This is a genomic window from Spirochaetota bacterium (assembly GCA_034190085.1).
GTDB lineage: Bacteria > Spirochaetota > UBA4802 > UBA4802 > JAFGDQ01 > JAXHTS01.
Map to the genome: position 1 here is coordinate 28,516 of JAXHTS010000063.1, position 25,332 is coordinate 53,847.

General features: G+C 42.7%; 2 protein-coding genes. Both read right to left on the reverse strand.

Going from position 1 to position 25,332, the window contains the following annotated elements; all coding sequences use genetic code 11:
* Window positions 1-618 precede the first annotated feature (618 nt).
* Complete coding sequence (locus SVZ03_12310) at window positions 619-22,062, reverse strand: non-ribosomal peptide synthase/polyketide synthase (GenBank protein ID MDY6934988.1); 21,444 nt, start codon at window positions 22,060-22,062, stop codon at window positions 619-621.
* Window positions 22,063-22,150: 88 nt separating this feature from the next.
* A partial coding sequence (locus tag SVZ03_12315) for an amino acid adenylation domain-containing protein (GenBank protein MDY6934989.1) occupies window positions 22,151-25,332 on the reverse strand: 3,182 nt, incomplete at its 5' end.

Below are 25,332 nucleotides of genomic sequence, written 5' to 3' on the forward strand. Positions count from 1 at the left end.
ATCCATTAATAAAGGGAATAATAATTCTCCATATCTATATTTGCATTAATTTTCTGTAAAACTGGTTTTCCATTATATTCATCACTTTTTTGGAATCAAAGCAATCCTTCAAATGGATTTTCAGCACAGGGGCATAGAGATAATTGCCAAATACATAAGCCTTTTTTCCTTTTAAATATGGTCTTAAATTAATTTAAACAGGTATTTTTATTATATTCCCTCTATCTTTATCAACTCTTCAACTAATAGATATAGCAAAGGCAGTTGCGAATAGCACAGTAACACTGTATCCAAACTCTTTTACCTTTGATCTCAAAAAACACTATCATAGGATAGTGTATGATGGTATAGATTTAGGAGCCCATAGAAATTTGTTGGTCTGGATGAAACTGAGACAACAAATTCATCTCTTCTACATTATGCCTTGTTTGAAAACGTATAGTAATTAGGTGAGATTGTGCAGGATTCACCTTATGCATAGCTAAAAAATGGAATTCCTGCAGGTTCAACTTTATAATATCATCCTTCCAACCCATATATATCAATTGGATAAGCTTTATAAATATGGTTGAGTGTTAATCTGTTCACTACAGTCCTTATCTATCCCCTTAACCTTTGCTATTCCTCACTAGGCACTGGGGGATTTAGGAAATCTGCGGAAATACAATATTGAATGAGCCTATTTATGAGTTCATTATCCAAAACTGGCCATTCAAATCCAACAGAATCAAGAAAATGTGACGCAATACCATGATTATAGATCACCTTGGTCTTTGGGGATAGGTTGTCAGAAAATTGTGAAATAAGCATTTCAATCCCATCCCCCAATTCTTCATCCTTAGAAAGATCCTTTATCGTTTCTATACACTCTTTCAACGGTAAAGACCTGATATCGTATCCAACTCTTTTTAGTACTCCTGTGAATTGTTTTAGGGTAGTAAGGTTTGGATTATAGACATGAAGACAGCGCCCTGAGGTCTCTGGAAGCAGCATAAATTCAACCAAGGCCTTTCTGCATGAGTCAATTGGGGTCATCTCGATATGTCCATCAGATCCATCAGGTATCACACCTATATGAGCAATTGCCTTAATGAGACCATAGAATGCATTGGTATCAATAGAGCGTTGGAACTTTCCTGTAGAAGATGTTCCCACAAGGGTTCCCACCCTATAGATGGTGGCATTAATACCGCCTTCCATAGCTTCCCTCACAAGGGCTTCAGCCTCAAACTTACTCCTGGCATAAACGTTATCAAGAGCCTGTCCCCTATCGAAATCAGTCTCCTTAAACACCACCTGAGACATATTGGGATAATAGTTACCTGACACGCTTAAGGTGGATATATAGTGAAATCTCTTGATGCCTGATGAGTTTGCTAACTCAAGCAGCCTCTTCGTGCCCAGCACGTTTATGTTCCTAAAATGAGAATATTCACCAAAGTGCCTCACATCAGCCGCAGAGTGCACAATGGTATCCACTTCTTCGAGAATCCTCTCTGATATATCAACACTGAGGTTCAGGCCATCGATGTCCAGATTCCCAAGGACTGGGGTTATTCTGGACATACCCAAATCATTACAATCGAAGTAGAATTCTAGAGTAGCAATCAAACGTTCAGTAATATGCTCCTGATTTTCTCCACGAATTAGACAGTAGATATGCGCATCTGTCTTTTTTAGAAACTCATAGAGAAGGTGAGCGCCGAGATAGCCTGTAACTCCTGTGAGAAAAATATTTTTCGGATTTTCTCTCTTCCCTGAGATAGGAATATCAACAAATTCCTCCAGTGCCACTTCTTTGTCTGTAAAAGTATCACCCTGGGTCTCGCCCACACTTTCCATCCGCTTTAAGGCCACATGCGCTAAATCAACAATCCTCTGATAATCAAAAAAATCCTGAACTGTAATAGGATAATTGAGCTTCAACTGCGCAAGCACTTTTAGGATCAATAGTGAGTTCCCTCCCAGATCAAAAAAATTATCATATATACCTATCCTCTCTACCCCCAAAACCCCCTGCCATACTTCAGCAAAGACCTGCTCCATATCATTTCTAGGCGGCACATATTCAGATGAAAAGAGAGCATCCAGTTCTATCATTCTCAATAAAGAATTCCTGTCCAGCTTACCATTGGGTGTTAAGGGGAGTCTATCCAGAGGAATAAACAATGAAGGTATCATGTAACTAGGCAGATACTCATTGAGATAAGAACGCCCCTCCTCCTCGCTCAAAGCATCGGATAACACATAGAACATCACAATAATAACATTACCATCATCGCTGGTCTTATCAATTACTACGCATTCAGTTACAGCTTCGTGACTCAGGAATACCTTCTCGATCTCTCCAGGTTCAATCCGGTAACCCCTTATCTCAAACTGATGGTCAACCCGTCCAATAAAATCAATATTACCGTCAGGCATCCATTTAGCATTATCTCCGGTCCTATACATAATCTCTTCAATATCGGAAAAGGGATTTTGGACAAAGGCCTCATGCGTCTTATCTAGGTCATTTATATAACCATTGCCAACAGAGGAGCCGCTGATGAAGACCTCGCCAACAACACCCACAGGAACAGGATTGAGATGTTTATCTAAAATATATACCTTAACATTGGATATAGGCCTTCCAATAGGGGGATTTCCCTTTGAATTGTCCCAATTGCTCACATTACCTGACGTTGCCACTACAGTAGTCTCAGTTGGGCCATAATTATTAATCACTTCAAATGCATGGCGTGATGGGACAAGGCTCAACCTATCGCCGCCGGTGAAGAGTGTCTTAAGCGAGAGATTCACAAGATTCAAACCGAGAACCAGCTCAGCCAGTTTTGTGGGAATAAAGGCTCGGGTTATTTTGTTCTTCCTGAGCCAGATAACAAGCTCATCGGGTAGCATATGGCTAAGATTCATCTCAAGAGGATATACGCTAGATCCGCTAAGTAAATATGGCCATATCTCCCACACCGATGCATCGAAAGCAACGCCTGCCAAAAGAGAGGCTCGGTCATGCTCATCTACGCTGAATGTGTTGATATGCCAGTATACTAGATTTGCAAAATTCCTATGTGTAATCTGAGATCCCTTGGGTTGACCTGTTGAGCCTGAGGTATAGATCAGGTAAGCAGCATGCTCAGCCATTGAGGATACCTCAAGGGAATTCTTGGATTCCCCCCAGCAATCATCAAGGCAGAGAGCCTCTGTATCAAATTCCAGCGTTCTGCTCAACAAATCCCTCTGCACGATCAATATCTTTGCACTTGAATCCTTGAGCATAAAGCGAACGCGATTTTGGGGATACTCTGGATCTATGGGAACAAACGCAGCCCCTACCTTCCAGACTCCTAGCTGCGATATTATCATCTCATCAGAACGCTTGGCAAAAATCCCCACATGGTCCTGTTCCAGAACACCCTTTCTCCTTAAAGAGTGGGCTAGTTGATTTGCTTTTGCATTGAGTTCACTATAGGTTAATGTTTTACCATCAAAGACAACAGCAGCCATATCCGGAGTCCTCTTCATCTGTTCCTCAAATAGCTGATAGATGTGATTTGTCTTAGGATAATTAACATATGTGTCATTAAAATTATAGAGGACTCTATTCCTCTCCTCCTCCCCCAATATCTCATACTCACTTAGCCGCTTAGTGGGACAATTTACAACACCGGATAGGAGAGACTCAAAATATCCTGCAAATCTCTGAATTGTTTTTTCATCAAAAAGGTCGATGTTATATTCAAACTGTGCCTCAAGTCCCTTCTCATTTGCAGAGATGATCAATGTCAGGTCGAATTTAGAGGCAACCTGCTCTCCCTCAATCGGCTTTATGCAAATATCTTCATTTTTTTGGGATGTCAATGATGGGACAATCTCATCCTGATTAAATGCAAACATCACATCAAAGACCGGACTTCTGCTTATATCCCGCACAGGATTAAGGATATCTATCAAACGATCAAAGGGGTAATCCTGATTTGAATACGCCTCAAGGCATGTCGCCCTCACCCTTCTCATGAGTTCAACAAAGCTAGGATTGCCGCTCAAATCAACGCGCAATGCCAGTGTATTTACAAAAAAACCTATCAACTCCTGAATATCTGGATGATTCCTTCCAGCAATTGGTGTTCCGATTATTATGTCTTCCTGATTCGTCAACCTCAACATGAGAAGATTAAAGACAGCGAATAAAATCATAAAGGGTGTCATATCCTCAACCCTGGCAAGGCTTTCCATCCCATGCTTCAGATGACAATCTATCGTAAATCTATATGCCGCGCCGTACTGAGTCTGAATGGAGGGTCTTTGTCTATCTGTCGGAATCTCCAACACTGGCAAATCGCCACCTAACTTCCCTAGCCAATAATCCTCCTGATTCTTCAATAAATCATTTATCAATAATGACTTCTGCCAATAAGCATAATCTTTATACTGAACATGTAGTTCCGATAGTGATGGATATTTGCCATCCCTAAGCGCGAGATAACTTGAAACAAACTCCCCTGCCATAATACCCATAGACCACCCGTCGGATATGATGTGATGCATAATAAAGACAAGCATATACCTGTCTTTATCAGTCATAAATAGTGTCATCCTGAAAAGCGGGGCAACAGAAAGATCAAAGGATTTTGTAATCTCATCCATAGCTAGTTTAATAGAATCATCATCTCTACTCAAAATTACATGAACCTCAGCCTTCATATCATCCAGTATAATCTGAACTGGCTCGCCGTCCAAATTTTTGAAGGCCGTGCGCAATGAGTCATGTCGATCAACAATAATCTGTAATGCCTCCCTCATCAAACCTATATCCAGCTCACCCTCTATGGCTAAAACCATTGGGATATTGTATGTGGATATGCCAGGTGACATCTGATCCAAAAACCACAACCTCCTCTGCGCGTGGGAAAGTTCATAATACTCCCTCTTAGTTATAGGCTCAATAGGCAGATATAATGATCCATCATGGACAGATATAACCCTGGATAGGCCATAAATTGTTGGCTCGTCAAAAAGCGATCTCACCGGCAAATCTATGGCAAAGCTCTCCTTTATCTTGCTCATTACCTGGATCACCTTCAATGAATGCCCACCTAAATCAAAAAAATTATCATGTATGCCGATCCCCTTAACACCCAATACCTCTGACCAAATCCCTGCTATCTTCTCCTCCATATCACTACGAGGTGGGATATATTCTCCATCAGCTTTGATATCAGGTTCTGGTAAAACACTTCTATCAATCTTACCATTGAGTGTTAATGGCATTTCATCTATCTGTACAAAATATGATGGTATCATATAATCAGGCAGGCTCTTGGATAAAAATTTCCTTATTTCAGAGGATCGAATTTCTCTATCTGCAACAAAATATGAACAAAGAAAAACTTCATCATTATTATCTATCTTAGCTATAACTATATTTTCAGATATATCTATATGTCTCTGTATATGATTCTCTATTTCCCCTAACTCAATCCTAAATCCACGTATTTGAAATTGATGATCAATCCTGCCACAATATTCCATTTCACCATCGGCAATAATCCTCACAAGATCACCAGACCGATAAAGCCTCTCCCCAGGCTTGAATGGATCTTCGACAAATCTTTCCTCTGTAAGCTCCTTCCTGTTCAAATATCCTCGCGCAACGCCCTCCCCCCCTACATACAATTCTCCAATTACGCCTTTTGGCAATAACCCCTGCTTCTCATCTAATATATATGTAAATAATGTTGGTATGGGTATTCCGATATTACTAACATTTAATTCGATGTCCCTCTCCTCCATCTCTTTATAGGTGACATGCACCGTTGTCTCCGTTATCCCATACATATTGATTATCTTTGTTTCAGGATAGATATCCTTCCATCCCAATAATTTAATAGGTTTTAGGGACTCACCCCCAAGAACAACATATCTAATAGATAATTCATGTTCTCGTTGGCCCAATTCTGCATTGATTAAATTATAAAAAGAAGAGGGGGTTTGATTCAGTACTGTTACCATCTCAGATCCCAATATTTGTAATAATTCCTTTGGATCCTTAGTGACTCCTTTTGGCACCAGTATCAACTTGCCGCCATAGAGCAGAGCCCCATAAATCTCCCATACTGAAAAATCGAAACAATAAGAATGAAACATCGTCCACACATCGTTACTATCAAAATCGAACGGATTCTTATCGTTAAACAAAAGCCTTACTACATTTTTATGTTCGATCATCACACCTTTAGGTTTTCCAGTAGTGCCAGATGTATAGATGATATAGGCTAAATCAGAGGAATTATTAATATTTTCAAGATTCGAATCATCTCCTACAAATACGTCAGCTTTATCCAAATATATCTTTTCTTCTACAAAACCTGCCCTGCTTGCCAGACCTTCCGTTGTCAGTACTATCTCTGTTCCACTGTCCTGCAACATGAAGCTGATTCTCTCTTCCGGAAAATCTGGATCTATCGGCAGATATACCCCTCCGGCTTTAAGGATTGCCATCATTCCGATGATCATCTCAATGGATCGATCAAACATCATCCCCACAATACAATCAGGTTTCACACCCTTTTGTCGTAATAATCTCGCTAGGCTGTTTGCCCTTCTATTCAATTGGTCATAGGTGATCCGATTCTCTTTTATAACCACTGCTATATTATCTGGAAAATTCTCAGCTTGCTTCTCAAATAATTCATGAATGGTTGTATTCCTTGGATAATCTATCCCAGTCTTATTATATTCTACTAATAACCGATTTCTTTCTTCCTCGCCTATAATCTCATATTGGGATATTGGTTTCCCAGGATCTGACACTGCCTCTGATAATATATTACAAAAATAACCTGAAAACCTCCCTATGGTCTCAATATCAAAAAGATCTGTATTGTATTCAAATTGAGCTTCAAAACGATCATTATACTCAAATATAAATAGACTCAAATCAAACTTGGACGTCCTCCATACCTCATCTATCTCATCATACTCTTCAAGACTCAAACCATCCACATTCGTAAATAAATATTTATCAGCCTCATTCTGTACTACCAACATCACATTGAATATCGGACTCCTGCTCATGTCCCGAACAGGATTAAGAAGATCTATCAAACGATCAAAGGGATAATCCTGATTCGAATACGCGCCTAAACAGACATCCCTTACGCGTAACAACAACTCCTCAAAACTCGGATCACCGCTCAAATCCACCCGCAGGGCAAGGGTATTTACAAAAAAGCCTATCAAATCCTGTATATCAGGATGATTCCTGCCGGCTATCGGAGAGCCGACAATTATGTCATCCTGTTGACACAACCTCATTAAAAAAATATCAAATACCCCAAGCAAGGCCATGAATAACGTAAAATCACCATCCCTGGATATAGACCTCAGCCCTGAGGGAAGATCATCGCCTATAGTAAACCTATAGATTGCACCATTCTGACCCTGTATTGAGGGCCTAGGGCGGTCTAAAGGAAAATCCAACACCGGCAAATCCCCACCCAACATATCCAACCAATACTCCTCTTGTGTCTCCAATTCACCGCTATCCAATAAGGAATTCTGCCAGGCTGAATAATCCCTGTATTGTACAGGCAACTCAGGAAGTACAGGCTCCTCGCCCATACTCAAAAAACCATAGCAGAGCGCCAACTCCCTTATCAATAACTGCATGGACCAGCCGTCTGATATGATGTGGTGCATCGTAAAGATAAAAAGATGACGGCCATCTCCCAATCTCAATAGGTTGACCCTGAAGAGCGGCAGCTTCGTAAGGTCAAAGGGTCTAAATGCCTCCTCCAATACAAAATGAGTCAAATCACCCTCACCCAATATATTCACTTCAAACCTAACATCATCAGAGATCACCTGCACCGGATGACCATTGAGGCTCGTAAATGTGGTTCTCAGCGTCTCATGTCTATCAACCACAAGATGCATGGCGCGGTTCAGAATCTCTATGTCCAAATCACCCTTTATTATGAAGACTGAGGAAATGTTGTAGGCCGAGGAATCAGGTGTCAGTTGATCCAAAAACCAAAGTCTCTTCTGTGCATGGGAAGGCTCATAATACTCCTGCCTGGCCAAGGGCTCTATTGAGCTATATTTCACTGATCGATAATCACTAACCGCAATGGCTAAACCAGCTATGTTAGGCTCATCAAATATAATCCTCAGGGGGATATCAACACCAAACCCCTTCCTTATCCGGGAGATGACCTGGGTCGCCAAAAGAGAGTGGCCGCCAAGATCAAAGAAGTTATCGTATATCCCGATATCGGATACCCCTAATACTTCCTGCCATATGGATGATATATGCTCCTCCCTCTCATCGCGAGGTGGTATAGGCTCCCTATCCACAGCAGTGCCAATACCATCAATCTCAGGCAACCTATCCCTGTCTACCTTCCCATTAGGGGTCAAGGGTATCGAATCTAATCTCACAAAACGTGCTGGAATCATGTAATCAGGCAGGCTCTCTTTTACAAAGGACTTTAGTTCTCCGGATGATATATCATCAACACTCACATAATACCCTATCAGGTATCTCTCCCCCCTGTCATCCTCCCTGTCCATCACAACACTATCATGTATACCATCATAAAGGCTGATTACAGAAGCAACCTCCCTAGGTTCTATACGATAACCCCTAATCTTTATCTGATCATCTACCCTACCCAGATACTCGACATTCCCGTCATGGAGCCATCTGCCAAGGTCGCCTGTGCTATATAACCTCTCTCCCTCAGAAAAAGGACTTGACAAAAAGCTCTTGGATGTAATATCATGCTTATTTAGGTAACCCCTCGCAACACCCGGACTGAAGATATGGATCACTCCAGGAACACCAATGGGCACCAGCTTCATATCCTTATCCAGTATGTATATTTTGGTGTTTGCTATGGGTTTCCCAATAGGAATATTAATGCAACTAGAATCCAAACTGTCAAACTTGTAGGCTATGCATCCTACTACTGTCTCTGCTGGGCCATACTCATTATAAATGATGAGACCTGGGTACTTTTTTAGTATCGACCTAGAGACCTTTGCCGAAAGAGCCTCGCCACCAAGGATTAACCTATTCAAATTCCCTGATTTTCTGAGATCGTCATCCGTTAAGCGATCAGCGATCTCCAAATGGGCAGGCGTAAGCTTCGCAATATCACTCATCCCGCTCCTAAATACTTCCTCAATAAGAGAGACAGGATCTGTATCTCCTGGATATATCTCAATGCACTCTCCAGCTACTAAGGGTGCAAATATACTCGTCACAGTCAGGTCAAAGGACATGGAGGTGTAGAGGGGAAAGCTGCCATGGTCTTCAATATCATAGTAGTGCAGTGCCCAGATTATATAGTTGACCAGTCCCCTATGCTCTATCTCAATACCCTTTGGCTGACCTGTTGATCCAGATGTATAGATCACATAAACGAGATCCCTGCTCGTATTTATCATCTCAAGGCTTGAGCTTGGCATCCTGCTAATCTCATCCCAACCCCTATCCAAGCAGAGAATCTCACCATTATAACGTGGAAGCCCTTCAAATACCGATGAATGGGTTAATATCAACTTCACATCTGAATCGCTCAACATATACTCAAGCCTCTGTTCAGGATACTCGATATCCAAGGGTACGTAGGCCCCGCCTGCCTTCAATATCCCAAGTATGCCCACAATCATCCCTATAGAACGATCCATGAATATGCCTACCCGGCTATCATTTCGTATATCCCGCAACCTCAGATAATGCGCCAGTCTATTGGCATTCATCTCCAAATCCCTATAGGTAAGATGCTCATCACCTGCCCTAAGCGCAATTCTATCAGGATATCTGGTTGATGTCTTCTCTATCAGTTCGTGAATGCACAGGTCCTCTGGAAACTCAGTATATGTATCATTAAACTCGATTAGCAGGCGATTTCTCTCTTCCTCGCCTATAATCTCATATTCAGATATTGGTTTCCCAGGATCTGACACTGCCTCTGATAGAATATTCCGGAAATAACCTGAAAACCTCTCTATGGTCTCAATATCAAAAAGATCTGTATTGTATTCAAATTGAGCTTCAAAACGATCATTATACTCAAATATAAATAGACTCAAATCAAACTTGGACGTCCTCCATACCTCATCTATCTCATCATACTCTTCAAGACTCAAACCATCCACATTCGTAAATAAATATTTATCAGCCTCATTCTGTACTACCAACATCACATTGAATATCGGACTCCTGCTCATGTCCCGAACAGGATTAAGAAGATCTATCAAACGATCAAAGGGATAATCCTGATTCGAATACGCGCCTAAACAGACATCCCTTACGCGTAACAACAACTCCTCAAAACTCGGATCACCGCTCAAATCCACCCGCAGGGCAAGGGTATTTACAAAAAAGCCTATCAAATCCTGTATATCAGGATGATTCCTGCCGGCTATCGGAGAGCCGACAATTATGTCATCCTGTTGACACAACCTCATTAAAAAAATATCAAATACCCCAAGCAAGGCCATGAATAACGTAAAATCACCATCCCTGGATATAGACCTCAGCCCTGAGGGAAGATCATCGCCTATAGTAAACCTATAGATTGCACCATTCTGACCCTGTATTGAGGGCCTAGGGCGGTCTAAAGGAAAATCCAACACCGGCAAATCCCCACCCAACATATCCAACCAATACTCCTCTTGTGTCTCCAATTCACCGCTATCCAATAAGGAATTCTGCCAGGCTGAATAATCCCTGTATTGTACAGGCAACTCAGGAAGTACAGGCTCCTCGCCCATACTCAAAAAACCATAGCAGAGCGCCAACTCCCTTATCAATAACTGCATGGACCAGCCGTCTGATATGATGTGGTGCATCGTAAAGATAAAAAGATGACGGCCATCTCCCAATCTCAATAGGTTGACCCTGAAGAGCGGCAGCTTCGTAAGGTCAAAGGGTCTAAATGCCTCCTCCAATACAAAATGAGTCAAATCACCCTCACCCAATATATTCACTTCAAACCTAACATCATCAGAGATCACCTGCACCGGATGACCATTGAGGCTCGTAAATGTGGTTCTCAGCGTCTCATGTCTATCAACCACAAGATGCATGGCGCGGTTCAGAATCTCTATGTCCAAATCACCCTTTATTATGAAGACTGAGGAAATGTTGTAGGCCGAGGAATCAGGTGTCAGTTGATCCAAAAACCAAAGTCTCTTCTGTGCATGGGAAGGCTCATAATACTCCTGCCTGGCCAAGGGCTCTATTGAGCTATATTTCACTGATCGATAATCACTAACCGCAATGGCTAAACCAGCTATGTTAGGCTCATCAAATATAATCCTCAGGGGGATATCAACACCAAACCCCTTCCTTATCCGGGAGATGACCTGGGTCGCCAAAAGAGAGTGGCCGCCAAGGTCAAAAAAGTTGTCGTATATCCCGATATCGGATACCCCTAATACTTCCTGCCATATGGATGATATATGCTCCTCCCTCTCATCGCGAGGTGGTATAGGCTCCCTATCCACAACAGTGCCAATACCATCAATCTCAGGCAACCTATCCCTGTCTACCTTCCCATTGGGGGTCAAGGGTATCGTATCCAGCACAATAAAACGCGATGGTATCATGTAATTCGGAAGCGTCATTTTGAGAAATTCCCTGAGATCGTTTGTGGAAAGCTCAACCTCAGAAACGCAGTAAGCGACAAGACACTGATCGCCACCAGCATCATGCCTATCAACCACCACCGCATCACTGATTGAAGAGTGTTCACATAAACGCGTCTCTATCTCTCCAAGCTCAATGCGATAACCCCTGATCTTAACCTGATAGTCCGATCTACCAAAAAACTCAATTTCACCATTGGGCAGCCAACATGCAAGATCTCCAGTCCTATAGATCCTCTCGTCAGGAACAAAGGGATTTTCAATAAATCTCTCAGATGTCAGCTCAGGCTTATTCAGATACCCCCTTGCAAGGCCCTCTCCTCCAATACATAACTCCCCAGCTACCCCTATTGGTTGAGACCTATTATAATCATCTATAATATATACCCGTGTATTGGATATCGGTCTCCCAATATTTATCTCTTCAGTCTCCGTTAAATCCTTAAGCGTTGACCAGACAGTCGTCTCCGTAGGCCCATATGCATTATATATTCTGCCATCAAATGCATCCTTTAACTCTGTAAGCAGATTATCAGGGAAGGGTTCTCCGCCCACAATCAACTCACTCAGTCCGCTCATACACTCTGCCATATTTCCATAGCCCTTCAGCAACTTCAACCTTGATGGCGTCACCTGCAACATGCTGACACGGTTATCATTTATTAAATTCCTCAACAACTCAGGATCGCTCTGCTCCATCTCATTTGCTATTACAATCCTCAAGCCCTTAGCCAATGCTAAGAGGGTCTCCAAAACAAATATATCGAAGGAAACTGTGGTTAATGCCAATATTGTCTTATTCGATGAGAAGTCTATTGTTGACGCCATCCCCGCAATAAAATTAACCACATTCCTATGCTCTATCATCACGCCCTTGGGTTTTCCTGTTGAGCCAGAGGTGTAGATCACATATGCCAGATCACCATGGCAAGCGATATTACTCAAATTAGTGCTATTTGCCCCATAGGATCCCTCATCAAATATATCAATGATTTCGCTACTAAAACCACACCCCAAAACCTTGGATATCAATCCACCCTGAGTCAACATAATCCCTACATCGCTATCCTCAAGCATATATCGCACCCTCTCTTCCGGATATTCAGGATCTATTGGAAGATAGGCACCGCCAGCCTTCAATATTGCCAGTAGCCCTACTATCATCTCAGTTGATCGATTAACCATTATCCCAACTATACTGTCCGGCCTAACCCCCTTTGACCTCAACAACCAGGCTAACCTGTTAGCCCTCTCATTTAACTCGCTATAGGTAAGCTGAGTATCCCCAAATATCAAAGCTACATTATCCGGCATATTAGCAATCTGATCCTCAAAGATCTGATGATAACACAAAGCCTCAGGATATAATGCCTGGGTGTCATTAAACTCAATCAAGAGTTTATTTCTTTCTACATCATTCAAAATTTTATATTCAGACAACCTATTAGAGGGATATTTCGTCACATCGAATAAAAGCGTTATGAAGTAATGGGAAAACCTCTCAATTGTAGCTTCATCAAAGAGGTCTGTGTTGTATTCAAATTGGGCCTCGAATCTGTCATTGAACTCGAATATCAGCAATGTAAGATCAAACTTCGCACTCGTCTGTTCATCTATGATCTCCTCTATGGTGAGCCCCTCCACGCTTAAGGAGGTGAGGATATCCATCTCATTTTGAAGTATAAACATTACGCTGAATATTGGGCTCCTGCTTGCATCCCGGGGTGGATTCAGGATATCTATGAAACGATCAAAGGGGTAATCCTGATTCGAATATGCATCTAGGCATGTCTCCCTTACGCGCTGCATAAGTTCCTCAAATTTGGGATTACCTCCCAGATCGACACGCAAGGCCAAAGTATTTACAAAAAAGCCTATTAAATCGTGAACATCTGAATGATTCCTAGCCGCCACTGGAGAACCAACGATGATATCATCCTGATTGCTCAATCTCAACAACAGGATATCGAAAACAGCGAGCAAAACCATGAAGAGTGTTAAATCTCTCTGTTTAGTTAGGTTCCTTATCCCTATTGCCAGATCAGACCCTATTATAAATCTGTATGTGGATCCATTTTGTGTCAGCATTGAAGGTCTTGCACGATCAGTCGGCAGATCCAACACAGGCAAATCCCCTCCCAGCTTCCCTAACCAATATTCCTCCTGCTCCTTTAATTCGCTCATCAATAGCATACTATTCTGCCAAGCGGCATAATCCCTATATTGCACAGGCAACTCAGGAAGACGGGGATTCTCACACCTCTTGATAGAGGAGTAACTCAATAACAATTCCTTTATCAATATCTGCATTGACCACCCATCCGAGATGATGTGGTGCATAGTAAAGAGAACCAGATGCCTCTCATCACCTATACTAAACAGACTCACCCTGAATAGAGGAAGACTGCTAAGATCAAAGGGTCTGGAGGCCTCACTCGCCGCAAGCTCTTTAACATTGCCACTATCAATAATATTCACCTCAATCGGCATTTCATCAGCCACTACCTGCACAGGCCTTCCATCCTCATCTGTAAAGGTGGTTCTTAATATATCATGTCTTTCAACGACAAACTGGAGAGCCTGGTTCATGGCAACGATATCAAGATCACCGTTGACAATAAAAGCGGTGGGTATATTATAGGCTATTGAATTAGGAATCAGTTGATCTAAAAACCATAGTCTCTTCTGAGCATGGGATAAGGGATAGGAAGTCATCTTCGGCAAGGGCTCAATATTGCCAAGAACTCTGTGATTCCACATTGATATGACCCTGCTTATGCCCTCTATGCTGGGATCTTCAAATATCGCCCTCAATGGGATCTCAACATTGAGTTCCTTCTTTATCCTGGATACGACACGCATTGCCTTTAGAGAGTGTCCGCCAAGGTCAAAGAAGTTATCCCTCACACCAACCCCTTCAATCCCTAATAGATCCTGCCATATCTCAGTCAATGTCCGCTCAATATTATTTCTGGGAGCCACATATTCTGTCTCCAGGACAGGACGCATGTCATCAATATCCGGTAAAGCATTCCTGTTCAGCTTGCCGCTTCGATTCATTGGAAACGAATCTAAGCCTACGAATCTTAGGGGGATCATATAGTCTGGCAGGGATTTCCCAAGAAAATCTCTCAGACTGGACGCAGAGAGTTCTCTCCTTGAAACATAGTAGGCCACAAGAAACCTGTTGCCAGAATTGTCAAGTTTATCAACAATCACGCATTCGCTCACATCCGGATAAGCTGAGAGAACGGCCTCTATTTCACCAGGTTCAATACGGAAGCCCCTGATCTTAACCTGTTGATCAATTCTCCCCAAAAATAATATATTGCCATCAGGAAGCCATTTGCCCAGGTCGCCAGTCCTGTAGAGCCTTTTACCTTTATTTATGGAATCGTCTATAAACCTTTGCCTCGTCTCCTCAGGATTATTCAAATATCCCAATGCAAGGCCATCGCCTCCAATGTACATCTCCCCTGGCACACCCACAGGCACAAGTCTCATGTGTTCATCAAATATATATATCCACGTGTTTGCGATTGGCTTGCCGATTGGGACATATAGGCTACCGCCAATGGCATCAAGTTCAACCAGACAAACGGTGGAATCAACCGAACTCTCAGTAACTCCGTATACATTTGTCCACTTTGTCCCTTTACCATAAGATCCATCATAAAAACGCTCTATAAGCTTTTTTGGCAAGGCCTCACCGCCAACAATGATATGTTTCAACTCAAGACCCGATCTATCAGAAATCCCACCATCTATAAATAATTCCCATAAGGATGGCGTGCCATCTATGATCTCTATTTTATTATCCAGAATATAGTCTATCAGCAGAGAAACATCCCTCTTTATGGTATTAGGGATTGGATAAAGGGTATGGCCCAAAATGAGACTGGCAAAAATCTGCTGAACCGATGCGTCAAATGAAAAGGATGCAAGCTGGGCAACGTGAAGAGGATCAGAATAATTGGAGTAGATGCCTTTCTGAAGGGCGTACACAAGGTTCACTACCCCGCGATGAGGGATGAGCGCCCCCTTTGGCTTTCCGGTTGACCCTGAGGTGTAGAGGGCATAGGCCGCATCTTCAGGCAAGATATCACACTGAAGATTTGACACATCATAATACGAAATATAATCCCAATCCCTATCAAGGCATACTATTCCCCCCTGATAGCCTGATAGCTTGTCTAAATGAGCCTCCATTGTAAGAACCACAGGCGCATCGCTCTCATCTATCATATGATCTATACGAATTTTAGGATAATCAACATCCATATAAAGATAGGCGCACCCTGATTTCAGGATACCGAGAATGGCTACGATGGCATCCAAGGGCTCAGAAATCATCATGCTGATAATAGCGCCTGAGTCTACCCCCTGTTCCCTGAGATGCCTTGCCAATTGATTGGACCTTGCATTCAACTCGCCATAAGTATAGAATCCATCATAAAAGACTACAGCGGGCCTTTCCGGAGTGAGATCCGCCTGCTCCTCAAACAGCTGATGCAAACACTTATCCTTAGGATAATTAACATATGTAGTATTAAAGGAAACCAGAACATTTTGTCTCTCTATAGGTGTGAGGATATCCAGCTCTGATATCCTCCTAGAGGGATTCTCAATAACAGCGCATAAAATCTGATGCATATGACCCATCATGCGGCTGATTGTCCCTTGATCAAATAGTGATCTGTAGTATTGCATATTTAAACTCATGCGCGCACCAGGCACAATAACCAGGGTCAATGGAAAATTGGTCATCTCAAAGCCGTAAATGTCTGAAATTTCTAAGCTATGATTCTCTATTTCTGAAAGAGATTCTAATGGATAGTTTTCAAATACCACTATACTGTCAAAGAGATTCTGAGACCTGGGAATAGCGCTCACATCCTTAACATCCGGCAATAACGAGTATTCATAATCCCTTATACGGAGCAACAAGTCCTGAAGTGATTGGAAAAGCTCAGTAAGGGTCATATCCTCGGCAAGAGTGATCCTCACTGGCAGGGTGTTAATGAAGAGTCCGACCATATCCTCAGAACCACTAAGCTCAGCAGGCCTGCCGGATACAACGCTTCCAAAGACCACATCCTCTTGTCCGCTGTATCGAGATAGGAGGATAGCCCATACCGCCTGAATCAGGGTACTCAGGGTGATGCGTTCCTTCTTGGATAAATCCCTCAAATGGGCTGAGAATTCCTCCGTGAGGAGGAGTCTCTCCTCTCCCATATCCGTCACATAGGTTTCATTAAAAGGTCTGTCCATAGGCAGGGGAGTAATGGCTTCGAGATCTCCCAAGTGCGATTTCCAAAACTCAAGGGCAGCCTTGCTGTCCTGTTCCAAATACCATGAGATGTAATCCCTAAAGGATCGTCTCTGAGGTCTGGGTGGGGCATTGCCCCTAACAGAAGAGAGGTAGGTATCAAAAAAGTCCTTTAGGATAATAGGCAAAGACCATCCATCCAGCAGGATGTGATGGAAACTCCACACAAAACGATGCAGCTTCTCCCCTAGTATGAATAGGTTCAATCTTATGAGAGGGCCCTTTTCCATATCAAAGGGGTTGTCTCTATCGCTCTTCAGAAATGCATGAATCCTCTCCTCCTGGCCTTCTTTGTCAAGCCCAGCAATATCATGCACATCAAGGCTCACATGTAGATTTTTTAAGACAATCTGGACTGGATACTTAACACCAGACCATCTGAATACGGTTCTAAATATTGGGTTAATGGAAATCAAATGGTTCCAGGCAGACCTAAAGGACTCTATATCCAAAGGCCCCTTAATTTTTAAGGAACGCTGCTCAAAGTATACTGGGTCTTCATGCTCCAATATAGAATGGAACAACATCCCATCCTGAGCGGGTGATAAGGGATAGATATCATCTATCTCATCCCTGTACTCATCCAAAAACTCTTGAGAGACATCTACAAGCGAAAAATCCGAGGGCGTATAACGCGAACACTCAACTAGCATGCAGTGTTGAACCACATTCTCGATCTCTCGAACTAGTCCTTGTGCTAGAGCGTGTAAGGTATCATCCCTGTATTTGTTTCTGCTGTAACCAACATCTATAAATAGCTTTAAATCCTGAACAATACAATTGATATCTATGAGGTGACTTCGGTTATTTATAGGATCACCACGTAGAAAATTCATCTCATATACGGGCTCTAAAAGTCCTTCGAATCCAATATTGTTTATCTGCCCAAGGTAATTAAACAGGATCTCCGATTCGCCGCAAGGGATGAGATCAGCATCTCTCATATACTTGAGCACACCATAATTTAAACCCTTATGCGGCATAGCGCGCAGGTTTTCCTTAACATATCTGATATGATATCCAATATCCTCCTCAGGGCTAACCCCGAGTGTGACAGGGCAGATGGTTGTGAACCACCCAACGGTTCGTGATACATCAATGCCATCTATTATCTCCTCCCGGCCATGCCCCTCAAGATCGAATATCACCTCATCAAGGGAAGACCAACCCTGCACCGCTCGCATCAGGGAGGTGATCAGGAGTTCATTCACCTCAGTATGGTATGCCCTGTTCGCATCTCGCAGCAGATTATTTGCACACCCCCCGCTGATCACTACACGCACAACATCTGATGACGCAACATCATTAGCGCCATAATCATGATCTATCACAAGCCGGTGTACAGAATCTGACGTCCTTCCCCTCCAGTAGGAGAGTTCATTCATGAGATCGGACCTTGAAGCATATTCTGAAATGCATTGCGCCCATTCCCTGAAGGATGTTGTCTTATCCGGAAGCTCGATCTCCTTTCCGCTTAACAGAGATTCATATGCACTGACTATATCCTCCAGCAGTATCCTCCATGAAACGCCGTCAACAACAAGATGGTGACACACTAATGCCAAGTAATCAACGCCATCGATTCGGAATAGACCGGCCCGAAAGAGAGGCCCATCCGCTATGTTAAGGGATGTTAAGAGGCTGTTAATTCCATCCTTTAGTGCAACGCGGTTATCAATATCCCTTACAACTAGAGAAACCTTCTCACCAAGAGGCTGATTCACCTGCTTGCCATCATAAAAACGCATCCTCAGTGCATCGTGATGCTCTATTAAGAGCTGCAAGCTCCTCCTCAATGCATCCTCGTCAATGCTCGCGCCACACTTAAATATTAAGAATTGATTGAAGTGATTCTCGTTTGCCAATCCCAGTTCAAAAAACCACTTCTGTATCGGTGTTAGAGATGCCTCACCGATTACAGGCCCTTGCTCAGTCCTTACGCCATCGCTTATCACCGCTACAGCGGCAAGCTCGACTATGTTTTGGCGTTCAAATATGTCCTTTGGACGAATTACATAACCCCTCTTCTTCAGTCTACCAACAACCTGAAGGCTAGTGATGGAATCGCCTCCCATATCAAAAAAATTATCATATATTCCGATCCTCTCTAGGCCAAATATCTCTGTCCATATTTCGACCAGGACACACTCCACTTCACTTCGAGGCGCAATATATTCACTTTTCACTACATCTCCAGCCCTCCTCATATCGAGCAACGCATCCCTGTCTACCTTGCCATTGGGTGTCAAGGGTAATTCATTCAGAGATACAAAACGCAACGGAATCATATATTCAGGCAACCTCTCCCTCAAAAAGGCCTTTATCTCGCTTGAAGATATCTCATCATCACTCACATAATATCCGACAAGGTGTCTGCTGCCTGAGGCCTCCTCCATGTCCAGCACAACACAATCCTGAATGCCATCATACTTGCATAATGCCGCCTCCACCTCGCCAAGCTCTATGCGATAACCCCTGATCTTAACCTGATGGTCAACCCTACCAAGGAACTCGATGTTACCGTCCGAGAGCCACCTGCCTATGTCGCCAGTGCGATACATCCTCTCCCCATCAATAAATGGATTTGACACAAAGGCTTGGGCAGTGGGATCAGCCTTGTTCAAGTACCCCCTCGCCACACCCGGGCTGGAAATATATATCTCACCAGGAACGCCTATTGGCATCAGGTTTAAATTCTTATCCAGTATATATATCCTAGTGTTAGCTATAGGCTTCCCTATGGGGACATTAGAGCATTCGGGATTCAGCCTGGAAAACCTATATACTATACATCCGACAACAGTCTCCGCAGGCCCGTACTCATTATAGATGATCAAATCCGCGTATTTATTCAACATTGACCTGGAGACATTTGCTGATAGAGCCTCGCCTCCAATGATAAACCTATTCAATTTCTCAGATTTCTCAAGACCTTCATCTGTAAGCCGATCGACAATATCCAGATGAGCAGGGGTAAGCTTAGCAATATCGCATCTTTCGCTTATGAGCATTTGCTCGATAAGCGTATTTGGATCAAGACCCTGTGGTTGGATCTCAATGCATCCCCCTGCAACTAAGGGCGCAAAGATGCTGGTTACAGTAAGGTCAAAGGAGATGGACGTATATAAGGGAAAACCTTCATGTGCTTTAATATCATAGTAGGTGAGAGCCCAGGAGATGTAATTTACCAATCCCCTATGTTCAACCTCAATACCCTTGGGACTACCAGTTGATCCGGATGTATAAATTACATAGACTAGATCCACATTAGTATTTATCACCTCCGGCCTAAAACTTGGCATCCTGCTGATATCCCTCCAGTCCCTATCCAAACAGATTATCTCGCCTTGATAGGGTGGCAATTCCTTCAACATTGATGAATGGGTTAAGATCATCCCGGCATCACAATCATCAATCATGTATTCAAGCCTTGCCTTGGGATATTCCGGGTCCAATGGCACATAAGCGCCACCAGCTTTTATTATTCCAAGCAACCCAACAACCAGATCTGTAGAGCGATCCAAAAATACGCCCACACACATATCAGGCCGAATCCCTCTTGTTCTGAGATAATGCGCCAACCTATTAACCCTCTCATCCATATCTACATAGGTTAAGCATTCATCACCATCCACAATGGCTATCCCATCAGAATTCTCATCCACCCGCTCCTCAATAAGTTCGTGAATGCAACTGTGATCAGGGTAAAGGGTATCTGTGATATTGAATTCCTGAAGCATCCTTTTCTCTCCAGTTCCCATGATCTCAATGCAATTTGCGTTACATAAAGGATTCTGAATCATGTGAACAAGTATATTGCGCAAATGCTCCAGCATACATTCTATGGTTTTTTCCTTAAATCGATCCCCTGCATAGGAGAGAGAGATCTCCATCTGATTTCCAGGCATAACGACCAGGCACAAATCAAAATTTGTCTCCTCCAACATCTTCATGTCAGATAAAATCAGATCCTCATCAATAGAGAGGGAATTGGGATCAAGGGGATAGTTCTCGAATACAACAATGCTATTAAAGAGGTCCTCCCCAGCAGGAACCTGACTGCATGCCTTGATTTCAGGGAGGAATGAATACTCAAATCCCTGCATCTCTGAAAATCCCTCTTGAATATTTTCGAGCATCTCAGCAACTGTGGAGGTGAGACCAACCCTCATAGGAAGTGTATTGATAAATAGCCCTATCATCTCCTCTGAACCGGTGAGCGAGGCTGGTCTGCCGGAAACCGTAATGCCGAAAACAACATCATCACTATTACTGTAGCGACCAAGCAGGATTCCCCAGGCGGCCTGAATCAATGTACTAGAGGTAATCCTCTGATTACGGGCGAATGACTCGAGCGAATCTGTGATATCTTCAGATAGCCTTATCTCCCTCTTCTCAATCCTACGCTCGCACTTTAGTGACTTATAATCCCACAGTAATTCTGTTGGTGTGTCAAATCCATGGAGATATTCACTCCAAAATTGTTTAGCCCTCTCCATATCCTGCTTGGCAAGCCAAGATATATAATTCTTGTAGGGTGGTCGTAAAAGTACTGGCAGGGGCTGATCATTTCTTAAAGAGGTGTATGCAGCAAAGAGATCTGTAATAATATGAGAGAGGCACCATCCATCCAAGAGGATATGATGATAGCTCCATATAAAATAATTCCTATTCGACTCCAGTTCAATTACCTGCAAACGCATTAGCGGACCCTTTGCCATATCAAAGGGGTCTTGCCTATCTAAACGTAAAATCTCTTCTATTCTCTCTTTCTGCCCCTTATTATCCAGATCATTAAGATGATGCACCTTGATGCTTATGGGTCGTTTCTTCAATACGAGTTGAACTGGCTGGCCTGCATCCTTCCAATTGAAGACGGTTCTAAATACCGGATACTGATCTATGAGATAATTCCATGCGTCTTCAAGGTGTTTCAGGTATAGAGTCCCTTCTATTATGCAACAGAACTGTTCAAAATAAACCGATTGCTGCGGCTCATACAGGGTATGAAAGAGCATCCCCTGTTGCATAGGGGACAGGGGGTAAATGTCAGCTATATTCTTCTTTGACAAATAGTGCATAATCTTCCCAAAAATTCCATAACATTCAAATGACGGAATTCACAGATCACCATGAAATCACATCTCATCATCTATATTCTTATATTTCTGATGATTTTACAAATCCTGTTGTCACACAATATTTAATCAGCCTTTTTAGTAATTCTCTGTCCAGAGAGGGCCATCTAAATCCTACTGAATCTAAGAAATGGCTTGAAATACGATTATCGTATTTCACCCTAGTCTTAGGTGTAAAGGAAGCTGTAATATAGGGGATAAGCTTTTGAACAACCTCCTCCAACTCCTTGTTCTCTAAGGCATTTTGTATAGCAGTAGCATAATCTTCTACACTTAGGGACTGAATATTATATCCAAAGGATGATAATTGTTCTCTTAGATTGTTTATGGTAATCAGGTTGGGATTGTACAGGTGAAAGGTATGACCTGATGTCTCTGGAAGCAACATAAGATTAACTATTGCATCTCTGCAAGAATCAACGGGGGTCATATCCAATTGTCCGTCGCTATCACCTGGCACAACACCCATCTGAATTATTGCCTTAATTAGTCCATAGAATGCATTGGTATCTATGGAGCGTTGGAACTTCCCGGTTGTGGAGTCTCCCACCAATGCACCAATCCTATAAATAGTAGCGTTAAATCCATTGCCCGTCGCATCCCTCACTAAAGACTCAGCCTCGAATTTGCTCCTTCCATAAACATTATTGAGCACCTGTCCCCTATTATAGTCCAATTCACTGAATACGATTTGAGACATATTGGGGATATAATCCCCTGAAATGCTTAATGTTGATATATGATGGAATCTCTTACAATTTCCTATCCTTGCTAGATCAAGCAATCTCTTTGTGCCCATTACATTTATTTTTTCAAAATGAGAATACTCGCCATAGTGCCTGACATCAGCAGCAGAATGCACGATTGTGTCCACTTTCTCAAGCAGCATCCACATATCATCAACATCTAAACATATCCCATCAATCTCCAGATCGCCTAGGATTGGTGTTATTCTTGAACAATCCACCTCAATCAGATTAAAATAAAAATCCATGGTAGATAAAACACGTTGTATAATATGTTCTTTACTCTCTCCACGGATGAGACAATAGACATGCGCATTGGTTTTATTCAAGAGTTCATAGAGGAGATGGGCACCAAGATAACCGGTCACTCCGGTAAGGAGTACTGCCTTAAGATTTTCCTTTTGCCCTGAGATTGGTATGATCCTGTTTTTTTCAATTTCTATAGTAGTATCATCCTCAGTCATAGAAATATCAGACTCCTTTCCCTCAGTTTCCATTCGTTCACGGGCTTTCTGTGCAAGATCCGCTATTGTCTGATAATCGAAAAAATCCTGGATCGTAATGGGATAGGACAACTTTAATTTCGCAATCGCCTTCAGGATTAACAATGAGTGCCCACCCAAATCAAAAAAATTATCATATATGCCTACCTTATCAATACCCAAGACCTCCTGCCAAGCTAAAGCCAATACCCGCTCTAAATCATCTCTGGGCGCAGCATACACCCTCTCCATCACAGGCCGTAAACCATTTATATCTGGGAGAGCCTTACGGTCAATCTTGCCATTAGGCGTCAACGGCAGACTCTCCATAAGCATAAAGCGGGATGGAATCATATAATCAGGCAAATTCTCGCCTATATGTGAACGAAGTGAGCTCGTGGAAAACTCAACATCCGAAACATAAAAGGTTGCCAAGTACTTATTCCCTTCCGGATCATCCCTGGCTACCACAACCACATCCACTATGCCATCATAAGAGAGTAAGCACGCCTCGATCTCTCCCAACTCTACGCGGTTACCCCTGATCTTAACCTGGTTATCAATCCTACCCAAATATTCGATACTTCCATCATAGAGCCACCTGCCAAGATCGCCAGTTCTATATAGCCTGCCATATCTCGATTGAGCGCTGGGTATAAAGACCTCATCCGTCTTCTCAGGCTTATTTATATACCCCTCTGCAAGACCTAGACCAGCAAGATATATCTCACCTGCTATGCCAATAGGCACTGGATTCATATTTCTATCCAGTATATATACCTCCATATTTGCAATGGGTCTGCCAATAGGAATAGCGCTGGATTTATCTCTGGGACTACATTCATAATAGGTCACGTCAATGGATGCCTCGGTAGGACCATAGAGGTTATGCAACTCGCAATCAATGTATTTAAAGAATACATCCCTATGCTCTGCTAAAAGCGCCTCACCTGAACAGAATACCCTCCTCAATGATTTCAAACATGATCTATTCTCATCATCCATTATCCTTAAGAATCCACTCAACATAGATGGAACAAAATGGATGGTGGTTATCTCCCTATCGCTTATAACATTAATGATATTAAGCGGATCCTTCTCCATTCCAGGATTCAAGAAGTGAACCCTTGCTCCAAACATCAATGCCCAAAAAAACTCCCATCCCGATACATCAAATGTATATGGAGTCTTCTGCAGTATACAATCATCCCCTAAAAGGGGATACTCCTCCTGCATCCAAAATAGACGGTTACATAATCCCTGGTGTATGCATGCAACTCCCTTCGGTATTCCAGTGGAGCCTGATGTGTAGAGGACATAGACAACGTCTTCAGGGCCGCTTAGATAGGATAAATTAGAAGCTTCCTCTTTTGCAATATCTTCCCATTGACTATCCAAGCAAAGGGACATCACATTTCTATCGGATAACCTGTGGACATGCCTCTCCTGTGTAAGCACTATTGGGGATAGGGTATCCTCAAGTATATAATCTACCCTCGAATCAGGATATTCTGTGCCAATTGGCACATAGGCCCCGCCTGATTTCATAATACCCAAAAGGGCTATCATCATTTCAAGAGAACGATCAAGCATCATGCCTACCATTGTCTCTCTGCCAACGCCCAGTTTCCTCAGATAACGAGCCAGTTGATTCGCCTTCCCATTTAATTCATTATACGTAAGAGACTTATCTTCAAATGTCACTGCTATTGAATCAGGAGCTCTGGTTGCCTGATCTTCAATCATTTGAAATACGCATCTTTCCAAAGGATATGGCTTAGCAGTATTATTGAAAGAAACCAGTATCCTCTCCCGCTCATCAGAAGTCAGCATATCAACATCGCTAACACTTAAACCAGGATCAGAAACTAACACCCGCAATATCTGCTCAAGGTGAAAAAGTACCCGGCTTATCATAGCTGAATCAAAAAGCGACCTGTAATAGTGAAGGCTTATGCTCATGCGAGAGCCAGGGG